Below are 16,692 nucleotides of genomic sequence, written 5' to 3'. Positions count from 1 at the left end.
ATAGGGATATGTCCTCAATATGGAATCGTCATGGACGTCGTGTATTAATCACGTCTGGAATTGTCGTGTTTTCGTCTCCCTGTTTCGTTATGGCTGACGCTGAAAAAATTTCGCAAATTGGCGGCGTTATTATTCCCCAAACGTTTCGCGTAGCGTTGCAAGACGGCATGAGCTTGCCGCTGTTTATTCATCTCGAAAGCAATACTGGCACGCAGGACGACCAGCGCATCGGTAGCGCTTTTATCTGGCTGGATAACGGCAAGGTGCGCCTGCGACAAATTCGCCTGGAAGATAAAGAGCAAAACGCCACCGTCAGCGATCAGATTAGGCAAGCGCTGACGCAAATGGCGGATGAACCTTTTAACAAATCACTGAGCATCCCGCTGTCGGCCGACGCGAAAATTCAGTTCGACCTGCGCCGGCTGCTGCTGCAGTTGGTGGTGAAAAAAGAGGCGCTTGGCACCGTGCTGCGCTCGCGCAGCGAGGATATCGGCCAATCCAGCATGGATAGCCTGAGCAGTAGCCTGACCTACAACCTCGGAGTCTACAATAACCAGATGAACGGCGGCGGCGACAGCACCTCCAGCTATCTATCGTTGAATAACGTTACCGCATTCCGCGAACACCATCTCGTGCTGGACGGTTCGATATACGGCGCCGGGACCAGCAATCAGAATCAGCAGTTGTATAAAGCAATGTACGAACGCGATTTCGCTGGCCATCGTTTTGCCGGCGGTATGCTCGACACCTGGAATTTACAGTCGCTCGGCCCAATGACCGCCATTTCCGCGGGTAAAATCTATGGCGTCTCCTGGGGGAACCAGGCCAGCTCTACGGTATTTGATAACAGCCAGTCGGTCACCCCAATAGTCGCCTTTTTATCCGCCGCCGGTGAAGTACACCTGAAGCGCGATGGACGACTGCTCAGCGTGCAGAACTTCGCGATGGGTAACCACGAAGTCGATACCCGCGGGCTGCCCTACGGGATCTACGATATTGAAGTTGAAGTCATTATTAACGGCCGCTCGGTCAGCAAACGCACGCAGCGAGTAAACAAGCTGTTCAGCCGCGGGCGCGGCGCGGGAGCGCCGCTGGCCTGGCAGGTGTGGGGCGGCAGCTTCCATATGGATCGCTGGTCGCAAAGCGGTAGAAAAACACAAGAGCCGAAAGACACCTGGCTGGCCGGCGTGTCCTCCTCGGGCGCCATCAGCACCTTAAGCTGGGCGGCAACAGGCTACGGTTACGACACCAGCGCGGTAGCTGAAGCGCGCTTTACCCTGCCGCTAACCAACTCCATTAATGTCAATTTGCAAAATATGGCGGCCAGCGACGGCTCATGGAGCGCCATCAGCAGCGTGAGCGCTACGCTGCCGGGCGGTTTCAGCTCCATATGGGTCAACCAGGAGAAAACCTCAATTGGCGACACGCTGCGCCGTAGCGATGCCGATAACCGGGCCATTGGCGGCTCGTTAAACCTTGGTTCGCTGTGGTCGAAACTGGGTACTTTCAGCATCAGCTACAACGACGACCGAGAAAACAACAGCCACTACTATACCGCCGATTACTATCAGACTATCTATAGCGGCTCGTTCGGCTCTCTGGGTCTGCGCGCCGGGATCCAGCGCTTTAATAACTCAGGAAGCAGCAGCAATAGCGGCAGCGATACCGGGAAATATATCGCCCTCGACCTATCGCTGCCGCTGGGCAACTGGCTAAGCGCCGGTATGTCGCACCAGAACGGCTATTCAACCGCGAACCTCTCGGCGCGTAAGCGCTTTAAAGAAGGCCCAATTCGTACCATCGGCGCCAATTTGTCACGGGCGATTTCCAACAATACCGGCGATGACAAAACTCTCAGCGGCGGCGCCTATGCGCAGTTCGAGACCCGCTATGCCAACGGTACGCTGAACGTCAATAGCGGCGCCGACGGCTATGTCAACACCAACCTGAGCGCCAGCGGTAGCCTCGGCTGGCAGGGTAAACATATCGCCGCCAGCGGCCGCACCGACGGCAACGCCGGGGTGATTTTCCATACCGGGCTTGAGGACGATGGTCAGCTGAGCGCCAAAGTTAACGGCCGCATCGTGCAGCTCTCCGGCAATCGTAACTATCTGCCGCTGTCGCCGTACAACCGTTATGAAGTGGAACTGCAGAACAGCAAAAACTCGCTGGACAGCTACGACATCGTCAGCGGGCGTAAAAGCCGCCTGACGCTCTATCCAGGTAACGTGGCGGTGCTGGAGCCGGAAGTAAAGCAGATGGTGACGGTGTCCGGGCGCATCCGCGCCGAGGACGGCAGCCTGCTGACGAACGCCTACATCAGCAACCATATCGGACGTACCCGCACCGACGATAACGGCGAGTTTGTAATGGATATTGATAAGAAATTCCCGGTCATCGACTTTAACTACGGCAAAGGACAGAGCTGCGAAGTGGCGCTGGACCTGAACCAGGCGCGCGGCGCAGTATGGGTCGGCGACGTCGTGTGCAGCGGTTTGCAGAGCTATGCGGGCGTGCAGGGGGAGGAAGACCAGAATGAAAGTTAAGGGATTACTACGGCTCGCAGCGCTGGCGACGGCGCTTTGCCTGCTGCCGCTGGCCGCGCAGGCGATGTCGGTCGGCAATCTGACCTTCTCCCTCTCCCCGGAGGCGGCGTTTGTCGCCAAACGGGTGCTGAACAACAACAAAAGCTCGCGCCTGTATCAGGTAGCGGTGAGCGCCATCGAACGCCCCGGCGGCAAAGAGGTGCGATCCCGCCCGGCGGACGGCGAACTGCTGTTCGCTCCGCGGCAGATGACCCTGCAGGCCGGGGAAGGCGAATATTTCAAATTTTACTACCACGGCCCGAAGGATAACCGCGAACGTTATTACCGCGTCATGTTTCGCGAAGTTCCCTCCTTTAACCACGTGGCGCGTAAGGCATCGGGAGCCGGCGTTAGCATGGAGCCGGTAGTGGTAATGGACACCATCCTGGTAGTGCGTCCGCGCGACGCGCACTTTAAATGGACCCTCGACCGGGCGAGCGGCGCCCTCAGCAATACCGGCAATACCTGGTTCAAACTGCTGATTAAACCGGGATGCAGCACCACGGAAGAAGAAGGCGACGCCTGGTACCTGCGCCCCGGCGATGTCGTCCGCCAGCCGGGGCTACGCCAGCCGGGCAACCACTATATCGTCTATAACGAAAAATTTATCAAAATAACCGACGACTGCCCGCTGAAGTGAAATACCCCAGCACAGCGGCGCGCAATGGCAGGAGGCCAGTATGAAACTTAAAGGACTAGTAGGGTTAATGGCGCTGAGCGCGGCGCTGTACGCGCCAATTGCCGGGGCGGCGACAAAAAATATTGGTTCCAATATGTCGACATCGTTTGTCTTCGTTGATGACCAAATTGATGGGAACTACTTCATCACTAGTTATATGTACGGTTTTCCAGAAATGGGAGGGAGTAACAATTGGGTACAAACGCTGGATACCGATAGCGGAGGGGGCGCTTTTTACCAGTATTCTCTGGGATATATTGCCACTGATACCCTGGGCGTTTACTCCGGGATGTTCGTAGATATGTGGCTGGAAAATTCGCCGATTTCATACCCTTTACTGGGTAAACCGTGCAGCCGCTCGCAATCTGGTTGCTCATCCTATGTCATTTCAAGCTCGGTAACCGATAGTCAAGGATACTACGGTGCTCCCGCTTCACAAGACGATCCTAATCCTGTGATTAATGGGATGTTATCAAACTCGTTTTATCAGTATTTGCTTCAAATGGGTACCGGCAGCACTCTATCCTTCATTATTAATGAATGCCGCACCAGAGCAAATTACGATCCAAGCTCAGGCGAACGCTGTAAAGACCAGAATGATGATAGAACAAACTGGTATGCATCGGAGGCTACCTTTACCAAAAGCGCACACTTGCGATTAATTAATACCAACGCCGTGGATGAAGTTTTTATCAACAGCGACGGAACTCCAACACCGGGGGAAGGTAATACCAACTGCCGGGTGCAGACCGTGGGCAATCGCTCTGGTTTGGCCTGCAAAATGGTCAGCTACTCACTGCAGGCTAATGGTGAAAATAATGACAGAATTCGCTTTACTCCCGTCTTAAACAATAGTTCTCTATCGTCGGCAATAACGGAGGGGGATATCCAGTTTAGTCTCGATGGAAATAACTGGAAAATAATAGGCGATACCAGTTCAACAAATGATGCTTTATACAATAATCATTACTACTATGATCTCAATGAAATGGGCTCCTCCAGTTCAATTTATTTATTTTTTGCAGATAACTTTTTTAAACGGATGGTCGCCTTGGGCATGAGCGATATTGACAGCCGAAACCTGCTATTTTTCCGCCTATACAATTTTTCCGGGAGCGGTATGCCTGGTTCAAAATCAGCTGGCGCCGTTTACGACTTCAACACCTCCAATTCGCTGGAAATCAAGCCCCGCGAATTCAGCATCAATATCTCCTCTGAAGACTACAGCGACGCCCCGTCGCGCGAAGGCTACGTTGGCCGTGATGAACCCTCGCTGGACTTTAACTACATTGTCACCTCCAGCGGCAAAACCGCCGCCGACGAAGTGCTGATTAAAGCCACCGGACCGACGCAGCAAATTAACGGCCGCGCCTACTGTATCTTCAGCGCCGACGACAGCAGCATTAAGGTCCCCTTCCCGGCCACGCTTTCCTTCACCAAACAGGATGGCAGCATCAACACCTACGATGTCGGCTGCGACGGCAGCTGGCGCGATATGACCGATGCGCTGTGGCTCACCTCGGCATGGACCGATATCTCCGGCGAACCCGGCGTTATGGATAAAGCCACGGTGAAGTTTTCGATTCCCATGAATGATGATATTTCGCAGAAAACGCTGGATAACAACGAGTGGTATGGCGACGTCAGCGCCTCAGGAGAGATTCACGTCCAGGCCACGTGGCGCGATATTGATTAAATGTTTGGCGCCCCTCGCCGCCAAACATTTATCATGCCTCAGCGCGGATAATTAGCCTTCGTGCAATCCGCACTCGCGCTTGAGGCCAAAGAAGCGGGTCTCTTCTTCCGCCATACCGGGTTCCCATTTACGGGTGGTGTGAGTGTCGCCGACGGACAAATACCCCTGCTCCCATAGCGGGTGGTATTTCAGGCCGTGCTTTTGCAGATACTGATAAACCGTCCGGTTATCCCAGTCGATAATCGGCAGCAGCTTAAAGACGCCGCGCTGGATAGCCAGCACCGGCAAATGCGCCCGGCTGCCGGACTGCTCGCGGCGCAGGCCAGCGAACCAGGTTCGGGTATTAAGCTCCTTCAGCGCCCGGTTCATCGGCTCAACTTTGTTGATTTCATTGTACTTCTCAATGCCTTCAACGCCCTGCTCCCACAGTTTGCCATAACGCGCTTCCTGCCAGGCGGCGCTTTCCGTCGCCCGGTAGACTTTGAGGTTCAGGTTGAGCTTCTCGGTTAATTCATCAATGAACTGATAAGTTTCCGGGAACAGATAGCCGGTATCGGTCAGGATCACCGGAATGTCCGGGCGCAGCTGATTCACCAGATGCAGGCTGACCGCTGCCTGAATACCAAAGCTTGAAGAGAGCGCATAGTCGCCGGGCAGGTTTTCCAGCGCCCATGCCACGCGTTCTTCGGCACTGAGTTTTTCCAGCTGAGTGTTAACTTCCGCCAGCGCCATTACGCGTTCTACTTTAGGCAGATCGTTCAGCGCGTTTAGATCGAGTTTGGACATAGATTCCTCACTGTGTGCCTTGCCTGATGGCGCTTCGCTTATCAGGCCTACGCGAATGGTAGGCCGGATAAGGCATTCATGCCGCTATCCGGCAATTCAGGTTATTCCCAGAAATCACGCGCTGGATCGAGCACCGGGCGAATGATGCCCGCACGCACCGTAAAGTCGCCGAAGCCTTCACCCGCTTCGCGCTCTTTCGCCCAGCGCCCTACCAGCTCGTCGAGCGAAGCAAGGATCTCCGGCTCGGTGATATTTTCACGATACATCCGTGGGATGCGCGTCCCGCTACGGTTGCCGCCGATATGCAGGTTATAGCGGCCAGGCGCTTTCCCTACCAGGCCAACTTCCGCCAGCATCGCGCGGCCGCAGCCGTTCGGGCAACCCGTGACGCGGGTTACGATATGCTCATCACCGACGCCGTGCTTGCTCATCACCTCTTCCACTTTGTCGATAAACGATGGCAGGAAACGCTCGGCTTCAGCCATCGCTAACGGACAGGTCGGGAACGACACGCAGGCCATCGAGTTCTCACGCTGCGCCGTGACGGCATTCATCAGGCCATGATCGCGCGCCAGTTTCTCGATCCGCGCTTTCTGATCTTCCGGTACGCTGGCGATGATCAGGTTCTGGTTAGCGGTGATGCGGAATTCACCTTTGTGAATCTTCGCGATCTCCAGCAGGCCAGTTTTCAGCGGGCGGCCCGGATAATCCAGAATACGGCCATTCTCAATAAACAGCGTCAGGTGCCAGTTATTATCGATGCCTTTAACCCAGCCGATGCGATCGCCGCGGCCGGTAAACTCGTAAGGGCGAATCGGCTCGAATTTGATCCCTGCACGGCGCTCAACTTCCGCCTTGAAGGTCTCCACGCCGACGCGCTCGAGGGTATATTTGGTTTTCGCGTTTTTACGATCGGTACGATTACCCCAGTCACGCTGGGTGGTCACGACCGCTTCCGCCACCGCCAGAGTGTGCTCCAGCGGCAGATAGCCAAATTCGCTAGCGGTTCGCGCATAGGTTTTCTTATTCCCATGCTCAATAGACAAACCGCCGCCCACCAGCAGGTTAAAACCAACCAGCTTGCCGTTTTCCGCAATCGCCACGAAGTTCATATCATTGGCGTGCAGATCGATATCGTTCTGCGGCGGGATCACCACCGTCGTTTTGAATTTACGCGGCAGATAGGTCTGGCCGAGGATCGGTTCCTCATCGGTGGTGGCGACCTTTTCCTGATCCAGCCAGATCTCAGCATAGGCGCGAGTACGCGGTAACAGATGCTCGGAGATCTTCTTCGCCCACTCGTAGGCTTCGGCATGCAGCTGCGACTCAAACGGGTTCGAGGTGCACAGCACGTTGCGGTTCATGTCGTTGGCGGTCGCCAGCGCGTCCAGGCCAACGGAGTGCAGCATCTGATGTACCGGCTTCACGTTCTTCTTCAGAATACCGTGGAACTGGAAAGTCTGACGGTTGGTCAGACGAATACTGCCGTAGATGGTGTTATCCGCGGCGAACTTATCGATCGCCTGCCACTGTTTGGTGGTGATAACGCCGCCCGGCAGACGGCAGCGCAGCAGCATCGCGTGGCGCGGCTCCAGTTTCTGCGCCGCGCGTTCCGCGCGAATATCGCGGTCGTCCTGCTGGTACATGCCGTGGAAGCGGATGAGCAGGAAGTTGTCGCCTTTAAAACCGCCGGTCAGGCCGTCATTTAAATCTTCCGCAATGGTGCCGCGCAGGTAGTTACTCTCGATCTTCATACGCTCGGCGTCAGAGAGTTTACCTTCGACCACCAGCGGGCCAGGATGTTTTTCGCTCATTAGTAGACATCTCGCTGATAACGGCGCTCAACGCGCAGCTCACTTAAAAATTCGTCCGCCGCTTCGGCGTCCATCGCGCCGTATTCGGCAATCACTTCCAGTAACGCCTGCTCGACGTCTTTCGCCATACGATTGGCATCGCCGCAGACATAAATATGGGCGCCGTCGTTAATCCAACGCCACACTTCAGCCCCCTGCTCGCGCAGTTTGTCCTGTACATAGATTTTTTGTTGTTGATCGCGGGACCAGGCCAGGTCGATACGGCTCAGCACGCCCTCTTTGACGTAGCTCTGCCATTCCACCTGATAGAGGAAATCTTCCGTGAAGTGCGGATTGCCGAAGAACAACCAGTTCTTCCCTTCCGCCCCTTCCGCCGCGCGCTGCTGCATAAAGGCGCGGAACGGCGCGATCCCGGTTCCAGGGCCAATCATGATAACCGGGGTTTGCGGGTTAGCAGGCAGACGGAAATTGTCATTGTGTTCGATAAAGATACGCACTTCGCCATCTTCTTCCACGCGGTCGGCGAGGAAGCTGGACGCGCCGCCAGCGCGGGCGCGGCCTTCGATGTCATAACGCACGACGCCAACGGTAACGTGAACTTCGTTTTCCGCTTCTGCCTGTGAGGAAGCAATAGAGTAGAGGCGCGGCGTCAGCGGGCGCAGCAGGCCGATTAAGGCTTCTGCGTCCAGCTGTGCCGGCGAGAAGCGCACCATATCGACGATAGGCGTCGTGGCAGCGTAGTGCTGCAACTGCGCTTTATCGCCGACCAGCGGCAGCAGCGTTTCACTGCGGGTCAGGGTGGCATAGTTCTCAACAATATTGGCGGTATTGACCGTCAGCTCAAAATGCCACTCAAGCGCTTGCGCCAGCGGCAGCGTTTTGCCTTCTACCGTGACCGGTTCATCACCCTTCAGCCACAGCAGCTCCACCAGCTCTTTGACCAGCGCCGGATCGTTCTGGTACCAGACGCCAAGAGCATCTCCCGGCTGATAACGCAGGCCGGAATCACCCAGATCGATCTCGATATGACGGACGTCTTTTTCCGAGTCGCGACCGGTTATTTTCTGATTCACTGCAAGCGTCGCCGTCAACGGCGCTTCTTTAGTATATGGGCTGGTGTGAATTTCATTGACCGCGCCGCTGGTAGCAAGCTGGGCCGGCGCAGCCGTCGGCGCGCGCGCCTTCAGCACATCCACTACGCGAGCGCGCCATTCCGCCGCCGCGGCTTGATATTCAACGTCGGCATCAACGCGATCGAGCAGGCGTTCGCCACCCAGCTCGGCCAGTTTGCTGTCGAAATCTTTGCCGGACTGGCAGAAAAACTCATAGGAGGTATCGCCGAGACCAAACACCGCGAAGGCGGTGCCATCAAGCTTCGGCGCTTTCTTTGAAAACAGGAATTTATGCAATGCGACGGCTTCTTCCGGCGGCTCACCTTCGCCCTGGGTCGACGTCACCACGACCAACAGTTTTTCACCGGCGATTTGTTTGAATTTATAGTCGCCAGCGTTCACCAGTTTCACATTCAGCTGCGCGGCCTGCAGATCGTCGCGCAGCGCTTCAGCAACCCGACGCGCGTTGCCGGTTTGCGAAGCGGAAATCAGGGTGATGGCCGGCGCTTCTACCGCCTGAGCGGGCGCGCTTACCGCGGCGCCGGGCTGCTGGTTCAGCATGCCCCAGAAGTAGCCGGATACCCAAGCCAGTTGGGTTGGCGTAAAGTCGGTCGTGGCCGCCTGTAGGCGCGCCAGTTGCTCCGGGTTAAGCGGCAGCAGATTGGAAGGTGGGGCCTGTGTCGTCATGCGTCGTTATGTTCCAGTAAGCAAAGCTGTTATTCACGCCCTGTCAGCGCGACAAAAACAGAAGAGATTGTAAGGTTAACGGCGGGCATACTAACAATTAAAGAAGGGATGGAAATAACAAATAACCAAATGGACTAACCTGTTTTAGTTATAGTTATTAACAACAAAACCGATTAGTTAATCCATTGAAAAGAAAGAAATTGAATCAACAAAAAAGCGCAAAAATGGTGATTTTGCGTTCAGGGCCGTTTTAGTTAATGCTAAAAAATGTACTTTCCGGTACCCTACGGCGGTTTTTTTCGTCCTGTTGAGAGTTAATGATGTCCACCACGCTGTTTAAAGATTTCACCTTCGAAGCCGCCCACCACCTGCCGCACGTACCGAAAGGCCACAAATGCGGTCGCCTGCATGGTCACTCTTTTATGGTGCGTCTGGAGATTACCGGTGAAGTCGATCCCCATACCGGGTGGATCATGGATTTCGCCGAGCTGAAAGCCGCGTTTAAACCGACTTACGATCGTTTAGACCACTATTACCTGAACGATATTCCAGGACTGGAGAATCCCACCAGCGAAGTGCTGGCCAAATGGATTTGGGATCAAATGAAACCGCAGGTTCCTCTGCTGAGCGCGGTAATGGTGAAAGAGACCTGCACCGCAGGCTGCGTCTATCGCGGCGAGTAATTCCCTGCCTATCCGCCATCGGGCTGCTGCCCTGGCGGTTTTCTATTTCATCCAACGCCGTGTGAATCAGCGCACCAGATAGCCGCCATCCACCGCCAGAATATGACCGTTGACGTAGTCCGAGGCCCGGCTGGCGAGGAAAACAACAGCGCCCATTAAATCCTCTGCTTCTCCCCAACGGCCAGCGGGTATATGCGCCAGCACGCGTCGGTTCTCTTTTGGGATGCTGCGGGTAATAGCGGTCATTTCGGTTTCGTAATAGCCGGGCGCGATGCCGTTGACCTGGATATTATATGGGCCCAGCTCATCGCAGTAGGCTTTGGTTAATCCAGCCAGCGCATGTTTGGTGGCGGCATAGGCCGGCGACCAGCTGCCGCCGAGATAAGAAAACACCGAGCAGATGTTAATAATCTTACCGCTTCGCCGCGGGACCATAATTTTAGCGGCTTCGTGGCTGAGCTCAAATGCCGCCGTCAGGTTAGTTTCGATCATCGGATCCCAGTCTGTGCGACCAAAGCGCAGCACCTTATTCAACTGACAAACACCAGCATTGTTCACCAGAATATCAACGGTACCAAAACGCTCGCAGCAGGTGGCGATAATCCGCTGCGGCATGCCGACATCGGTGATATCCGCCAGCATGAATTCCATCTCAACGCCCTGCCGTTCGATAAGTTCGCGGGTTTGAGTATGTTCTTCGCGCAGGGCGGGAATAAACAGATTCGCGCCGGCTGTCGTCAGGGCGACGGCAAAAGCCTGACCAAGGCCGCTATTGCCGCCGGTAACGATAGCGGTTTTCCCCTTGAGCGAGAAGAAGTCCATAGAGAAGGCAGTAGGTCGATCAATTGGCTGCATGGTTAACTCATTCCTTAAGTCAACGTATCAATAGCCCGCCTGAGCGGCTGAATTAACGCGCCAATGATAGCATTGCTGTCATGACGGCGTATCTCAACCCCAGCGCTGGAGCCAAATGCGAAGATGAATTCATATATGAAGAAGAGAGCTGCCGGGCGGTGAGCCACCTACCCGGCAAATAGAGTGGGGATCAGGCGATGTTAAGGTATTTGTGCGTCTGCATGGATAACCGCCAGTTCCGGGCGATACAGGTCTCGATGCACAGACGCGTCGCGTCTTCTTTTTGGCTAATCGGCTGTAATGCAATAATCCGCGGCTTTTCATCTGCCAGCGTTTCCAGCAGTTCATCCAGCGCTTCGATATCGCGCACGCGGCCAACCGGATGCTTGATTTCATCTGCACGTTGCAACGCCTGAGAGAGCACATCGTAGCCGCCGCGCATGTTCACCTTCGGCGAGACCGTAACCCAGGTATTGTGGCTGCAGCGCACTTCATGGGTGCCGCTGGTTTCAATCTGGCAGCTGAAACCGTTTTGCTCAAGCAGGTCGGTCAACGGCGTAAGATCGTGAATACAAGGTTCGCCGCCGGTAATCACTACGTGACGGGCGGTCCACCCCTGACGGCCAATGATTGCCAGCAGATCGTCGCTGGTCGCCGGGCCCCACTTATCGCTCTCTTTGGTTTTAGCGAGGATACTAAATAGAGACACTTCCCGATCGGCCAGCTTATCCCAGGTATGTTTGGTATCGCACCAGGCGCAACCAACCGGGCATCCCTGCAAACGAATAAAAATGGCAGGCACGCCGGTAAAGTAACCCTCGCCTTGCAAGGTCTGGAACATCTCGTTAATCGGGTACTGCATAGTCATCTCTGTTCAGGTGGTAAAAAGGTATTATCGCAGATTCAGGCGCTCAGGTCTTGTCCTCAGCTGCGCTTACCTGAGCCCATGGTCAGCGGGGCGTAAACCCTCTTTTATATTAGTTAGCGAACTATGAAATAAGCACAAAATGTATTTACGATATATTAAGTATTATTTTAGCATGTGCCACACTCACTCATTAACCCGTTCATTGATTACTCTCTTCAGAAGTATCTGCGTGCGGATAAAGATGTAACAAATAATGTTTTTCATGATCGTAATAGCATTATTTACGATTATCCAAATCGATAAAAAATCACAATTAATCAAAGATGTACAAACCGATACATGAAACAATGAATCTTTTATCTATGCATACTGTCCAATTCAATTCACTTAATTTCCATAGCTTAAAATAAGCTTAAGAAACCGACGGTTACAGCATTTTTTATTTAATCTCCGTTTAATTTTCCGCGCCTAGAATCCAGTCGACCAACCATGAGAGACTGCATTCATGAATACATTATTAATTACAGGCGTTACCGGATTTCTGGGTGGAGCGGTATTAGAAAATATCCTTAATAACGAAAATGGGATTAATCTATTGCTCCTGGTGCGAGCCAATAACGATGAAGCGGCTCTGGCCCGGGTGAAGGAAAACCTGCGTAAATTCAATATTGCAGAGGAGAAGCTGGCCGCATTAACTACCCGGCAGATCCTGCTCGGCGATTTGTCATCCCCGGAGGCGTTCCTGAGCGACCCGCGTCTGGAGCAGGTCACTCACGTTATCAACAGCGCCGCCGTCGCCTCATTTGGCAATAACCCCCTCATCTGGAAAGTGAACGTCGAAGGGACGTTCAAATTTGCCCAACGGATGTCCCGCGTAGCTGGACTACAACGTTTTCTCCACGTCGGGACCGCGATGTCCTGTACCCCGGAGCCCGATTCGCTGGTCGCTGAAAGCGCTGAATTCCGCGAGCACGCCGAGCATCTGGTGGAGTATACCCATTCCAAATCGACGATTGAGCGCCTGATGCAGGAGCAGTGCCCGACGTTACCGTTAGCCATCGCCCGCCCTTCTATCGTCGTTGGTCATACTCATCACGGTTGCCAGCCCTCCAGCAGCATTTTTTGGGTGTTCAGCATGGGGCTGATGTTGCAAAAATTCCTCTGCTCCCTGGAAGACCGCGTTGATGTTATCCCGGCCGACTACTGCGCCGACGCGCTGCTGATGTTATTACAGCGCCCGCTGGCGCGCGGCGAAGTGGTGCATATCTCCGCCGGAGAAGAAAACAGCGTGAAATTTGCGGAAATCGATCGCGCGATGGCCTCAGCGCTGGAGCAGGCTCCGGTAGGCGATCGATACGCGCAGGTCAGCTATGAGACGCTGGTTAAAATGCGCCGTGAGTTGAAGGATATTTTTGGCCCGTGCAACGAGCGCCTGATGCTCAAAGCGATGCGCCTGTATGGCGCCTTCGCGACGCTGAACGTCCGCTTCAGCAATGATAAGCTGCTGAGCATGGGCATGCCCAAACCGCCGCGTTTCACCGATTATATCGACCGCTGCGTACAAACCACCCGCGGGCTTTCGATCCCCCAGCAAATGGCCGTCGATTTCAAGTAAGTGCAAATAGCGGATAAAAAAAATGCCAGTCCGCAGACTGGCATTTTTATTTCACAAAAAGTCAGGATTACGCCTGGCCTTTGATCTCTTTACGACCGTTGTACGGCGCTTTTTCACCCAGCGCTTCTTCGATACGAATCAGCTGGTTGTATTTAGCAACGCGGTCAGAACGGCTCATAGAACCAGTTTTGATCTGGCCTGCAGCGGTACCAACAGCCAGGTCAGCGATGGTAGCGTCTTCAGTTTCGCCAGAACGGTGAGAGATGACAGCGGTGTAGCCAGCGTCTTTCGCCATCTTGATTGCAGCCAGAGTTTCGGTCAGAGAACCGATCTGGTTGAATTTGATCAGGATGGAGTTAGCGATGCCTTTCTCGATGCCTTCTTTCAGGATCTTGGTGTTGGTTACGAACAGATCGTCACCAACCAGCTGGATTTTGTCGCCCAGTACTTTGGTCTGGTATGCGAAACCGTCCCAGTCAGACTCGTCCAGACCATCTTCGATGGACACGATCGGGTACTGTTTGGTCAGTTCTTCCAGGAAGTGGGTGAATTCTTCAGAGGTGAACGCTTTGTTGCCTTCGCCAGCCAGAACGTATTTACCGTCTTTGTAGAATTCAGAAGCTGCGCAGTCCATCGCCAGAGTGATGTCTTTGCCCAGTTCGTAGCCTGCTGCTTTAACCGCTTCAGCGATGACAGCCAGCGCTTCAGCGTTGGAACCCAGGTTCGGCGCGTAGCCGCCTTCGTCACCAACTGCAGTGTTCATGCCTTTGGATTTCAGAACTTTCGCCAGGTGATGGAACACTTCAGAACCCATACGTACGGCTTCTTTCAGAGTCGGCGCGCCAACCGGCTGAATCATGAATTCCTGGATGTCGACGTTGTTGTCAGCGTGCTCACCGCCGTTGATGATGTTCATCATCGGAACCGGCATAGAGTATTTGCCCGGAGTGCCGTTCAGTTCAGCAATGTGTTCGAACAGCGGCTGGCCTTTAGAAGCAGCAGCTGCTTTGGCGTTCGCCAGGGATACCGCCAGGATTGCGTTCGCACCGAAGTTGGATTTGTTTTCAGTACCGTCCAGGTCGATCATGATCTTATCGATGCCAGCTTGATCTTTAGCATCTTTACCCAGGACTGCCTGAGCGATCGGGCCGTTTACCGCAGCAACAGCTTTGGTTACGCCTTTACCCAGGAAACGGGATTTGTCGCCATCGCGCAGTTCCAGCGCTTCGCGGGAACCAGTAGAAGCACCTGACGGAGCAGCTGCCATACCGACGAAACCACCTTCCAGGTGTACTTCGGCTTCAACAGTCGGGTTACCACGGGAGTCGATGATTTCACGACCGATGACTTTAACGATTTTGGACATTAGGTTTTCCTCAGTACAAGTTAAACTAAAACTCCAGACAAACAATGCACCCAATTGGGTGCATTGCCGTTCTAACTCTTTTACTTCGCCTGACGTTTCTGGTACTCGCTCGCGGCTTTCACAAAGCCGGCAAACAGCGGGTGGCCGTCACGCGGCGTCGAAGTAAACTCCGGGTGGAACTGGCAGGCCACAAACCACGGATGGTTAGGCACTTCGATGATCTCGACCAACTGATCATCCCCGGAACGGCCCGCAACGCGCAGGCCGGCAGCTTCAATCGGTTTCAACAACATGTTGTTGACTTCGTAGCGGTGACGATGGCGCTCGGTGATTGTCGGCTCGCCGTACAGCTGACGAACCAGAGAATCATCACCCAGCTGGCACTGCTGCGCGCCAAGGCGCATGGTGCCGCCGAGGTCGCTCTTCTCGGAACGAACCTCAACGTTGCCTTCTTCGTCACGCCATTCGGTAATCAGCGCCACCACCGGGTACTTACAGTCTGGCACAAATTCCGTAGAGTTGGCGTTTTCCATGCCCGCTACGTTGCGCGCGAACTCAATCAGCGCAACCTGCATACCCAGGCAGATGCCCAGATATGGAATATTGTTCTCACGCGCATAGCGCGCGGTGGCGATCTTGCCTTCAACGCCGCGGTAGCCGAAGCCGCCCGGGATGAGGATCGCGTCCAAATCTTTGAGGATTTCGACGCCGCGCGTTTCAACATCCTGCGAATCGATAAGCTTGATGTTGACGGTCACGCGGTTTTTCAGACCACCGTGTTTCAGCGCTTCAATCACCGATTTGTAGGCATCCGGCAGTTCAATGTACTTACCGACCATACCAATGGTGACTTCGCCTGCCGGATTAGCTTCTTCATAGATTACCTGTTCCCATTCGGCCAGGTTTGCTTCCGGACAAGTTAAGCTGAATCGTTTACAAATATAATCGTCCAGCCCCTGAGATTTCAACAGGCCTGGAATTTTATAAATGGAATCGACGTCTTTCAGAGAAATCACAGCCTTTTCCGGGACGTTACAGAACAATGCAATTTTTGCACGCTCGTTGGCCGGAACCGCGCGATCGGAGCGGCAAATCAGAATATCAGGCTGGATACCGATGGAGAGCAGCTCTTTCACAGAGTGCTGAGTCGGTTTAGTTTTGACTTCACCCGCCGCCGCCATGTATGGCACCAGGGTCAAGTGCATGAACAGGGTATGCTCACGGCCGATTTCTACCGCCATCTGGCGAATAGCTTCGAGGAACGGCAGGGATTCGATATCGCCTACGGTACCGCCGATTTCAACCAGCACCACGTCATGGCCTTCGCCGCCAGCCAATACACGCTCTTTGATGGCGTTGGTGATGTGCGGGATAACCTGTACGGTTGCGCCCAGATAGTCGCCACGGCGCTCTTTACGCAGAACGTCGGAGTAGATACGACCAGTGGTGAAGTTGTTGCGGCGAGTCATCTTGGTGCGGATGAAACGCTCGTAGTGGCCCAGGTCCAGATCGGTTTCAGCGCCGTCTTCAGTAACGAACACTTCCCCGTGCTGGATTGGGCTCATGGTGCCCGGATCGACGTTGATGTACGGATCCAGTTTCATGATAGTTACATTGAGCCCACGGGCTTCAAGAATGGCTGCCAGGGAAGCTGCGGCAATGCCTTTACCCAGAGAGGATACGACCCCGCCGGTCACAAAAATATAGTTCGTTGTCATGCTGAACCTGAGAAGTTAGGGTAAAACGATGGAATAACCAGGACGGGAAAGTAGTATACCCGAACATGCGTGACGCCACAAACTTTCATTCTCCCCTCCTCTTCTTTCTACCAGCCGCACCTGCGTTGCGACTCGAACAACTCGAAGAGGCAGGCTACATGGTGTTTCAACAACATAACGGAATGAGAAAATAGCCGCTTTTGGCGAAATGTTTTTGACGTAAATCAA

At 54.2% G+C, this 16,692-nt stretch carries 12 protein-coding genes; 5 read left to right on the top strand and 7 right to left on the bottom strand.

The genetic code is table 11. From position 1 onward, the window contains the following. Nucleotides 1-8: 8 nt before the first annotated feature. Genes ABLV66_RS05215 through ABLV66_RS05205 form a run of 3 tightly spaced genes read left to right on the top strand, consistent with a single transcriptional unit; the run spans nt 9 to nt 4,960 of the window. Complete coding sequence (locus tag ABLV66_RS05215) at nt 9-2,546, top strand: fimbrial biogenesis outer membrane usher protein (RefSeq protein WP_348876986.1); 2,538 nt, start codon at nt 9-11, stop codon at nt 2,544-2,546. After that, a complete protein-coding gene (locus ABLV66_RS05210) occupies nt 2,536-3,225 on the top strand; it encodes a fimbrial biogenesis chaperone (protein WP_348876987.1) in 690 nt (229 codons plus the stop codon). Before ABLV66_RS05215 ends, ABLV66_RS05210 begins: the two co-directional genes overlap by 11 nt. A 40-nt stretch (nt 3,226-3,265) precedes the next feature. Next, on the top strand, nt 3,266-4,960 hold the full coding sequence (locus ABLV66_RS05205) for a fimbrial adhesin EcpD family protein (RefSeq protein WP_348876988.1): 1,695 nt from the start codon (nt 3,266-3,268) through the stop codon (nt 4,958-4,960). A gap of 51 nt (nt 4,961-5,011) precedes the next feature. Here the strand turns inward: ABLV66_RS05205 and cysH are convergent, their stop codons facing one another. The 3 genes from cysH to cysJ all read right to left on the bottom strand — a co-directional run bounded on the left by cysH (nt 5,012) and on the right by cysJ (nt 9,359). After that, nucleotides 5,012-5,746 carry a phosphoadenosine phosphosulfate reductase gene (gene cysH, locus ABLV66_RS05200; RefSeq protein ID WP_015369976.1) on the bottom strand — a complete coding sequence of 245 codons (735 nt, stop codon included), beginning with the start codon at nt 5,744-5,746 and terminating at the stop codon, nt 5,012-5,014. 101 nt (nt 5,747-5,847) lie between these two features. After that, the gene (cysI, locus tag ABLV66_RS05195) at nt 5,848-7,560 is read right to left on the bottom strand and encodes an assimilatory sulfite reductase (NADPH) hemoprotein subunit (protein ID WP_015369975.1); all 1,713 of its coding nucleotides are present in this window, start codon (nt 7,558-7,560) and stop codon (nt 5,848-5,850) included. Beyond that, the gene (gene cysJ, locus ABLV66_RS05190; protein ID WP_047044245.1) at nt 7,560-9,359 is read right to left on the bottom strand and encodes an NADPH-dependent assimilatory sulfite reductase flavoprotein subunit; all 1,800 of its coding nucleotides are present in this window, start codon (nt 9,357-9,359) and stop codon (nt 7,560-7,562) included. Before cysJ ends, cysI begins: the two co-directional genes overlap by 1 nt. A 317-nt stretch (nt 9,360-9,676) precedes the next feature. On the opposite strand from cysJ, the gene queD reads away from it, so the two are divergent. Continuing rightward, complete coding sequence (gene queD / locus ABLV66_RS05185; protein ID WP_162866946.1) at nt 9,677-10,042, top strand: 6-carboxytetrahydropterin synthase QueD; 366 nt, start codon at nt 9,677-9,679, stop codon at nt 10,040-10,042. Between the two features lie 66 nt (nt 10,043-10,108). On the opposite strand, the gene ABLV66_RS05180 is transcribed toward queD, so the two are convergent. Continuing rightward, nucleotides 10,109-10,897, bottom strand: coding sequence for an SDR family oxidoreductase (locus ABLV66_RS05180; RefSeq protein ID WP_348876989.1), 789 nt, complete (start codon nt 10,895-10,897; stop codon nt 10,109-10,111). Nucleotides 10,898-11,087: 190 nt separating this feature from the next. After that, nucleotides 11,088-11,759, bottom strand: a complete 672-nt coding sequence (gene queE / locus ABLV66_RS05175; protein ID WP_047044321.1) for a 7-carboxy-7-deazaguanine synthase QueE — start codon at nt 11,757-11,759, stop codon at nt 11,088-11,090. Between the two features lie 511 nt (nt 11,760-12,270). On the opposite strand from queE, the gene ABLV66_RS05170 reads away from it, so the two are divergent. Further along, entirely contained in the window at nt 12,271-13,380 is a 1,110-nt protein-coding gene (locus tag ABLV66_RS05170; protein ID WP_348876990.1) for an SDR family oxidoreductase, read from the top strand. A 67-nt stretch (nt 13,381-13,447) separates the two neighbouring features. Here ABLV66_RS05170 and eno read toward each other — a convergent pair whose 3' ends face one another. Both eno and pyrG read right to left on the bottom strand, forming a co-directional pair. Next, nucleotides 13,448-14,746, bottom strand: coding sequence for a phosphopyruvate hydratase (eno, locus tag ABLV66_RS05165; protein ID WP_015369968.1), 1,299 nt, complete (start codon nt 14,744-14,746; stop codon nt 13,448-13,450). 80 nt (nt 14,747-14,826) lie between these two features. After that, nucleotides 14,827-16,464, bottom strand: coding sequence for a glutamine hydrolyzing CTP synthase (gene pyrG / locus ABLV66_RS05160; protein ID WP_015703305.1), 1,638 nt, complete (start codon nt 16,462-16,464; stop codon nt 14,827-14,829). Nucleotides 16,465-16,692: the final 228 nt, after the last annotated feature.

This window comes from Klebsiella sp. CN_Kp073 (assembly GCF_040065495.2).
Taxonomy (GTDB): domain Bacteria; phylum Pseudomonadota; class Gammaproteobacteria; order Enterobacterales; family Enterobacteriaceae; genus Klebsiella; species Klebsiella aerogenes.
This window is presented reverse-complemented; position numbering and strand designations above follow the sequence as displayed.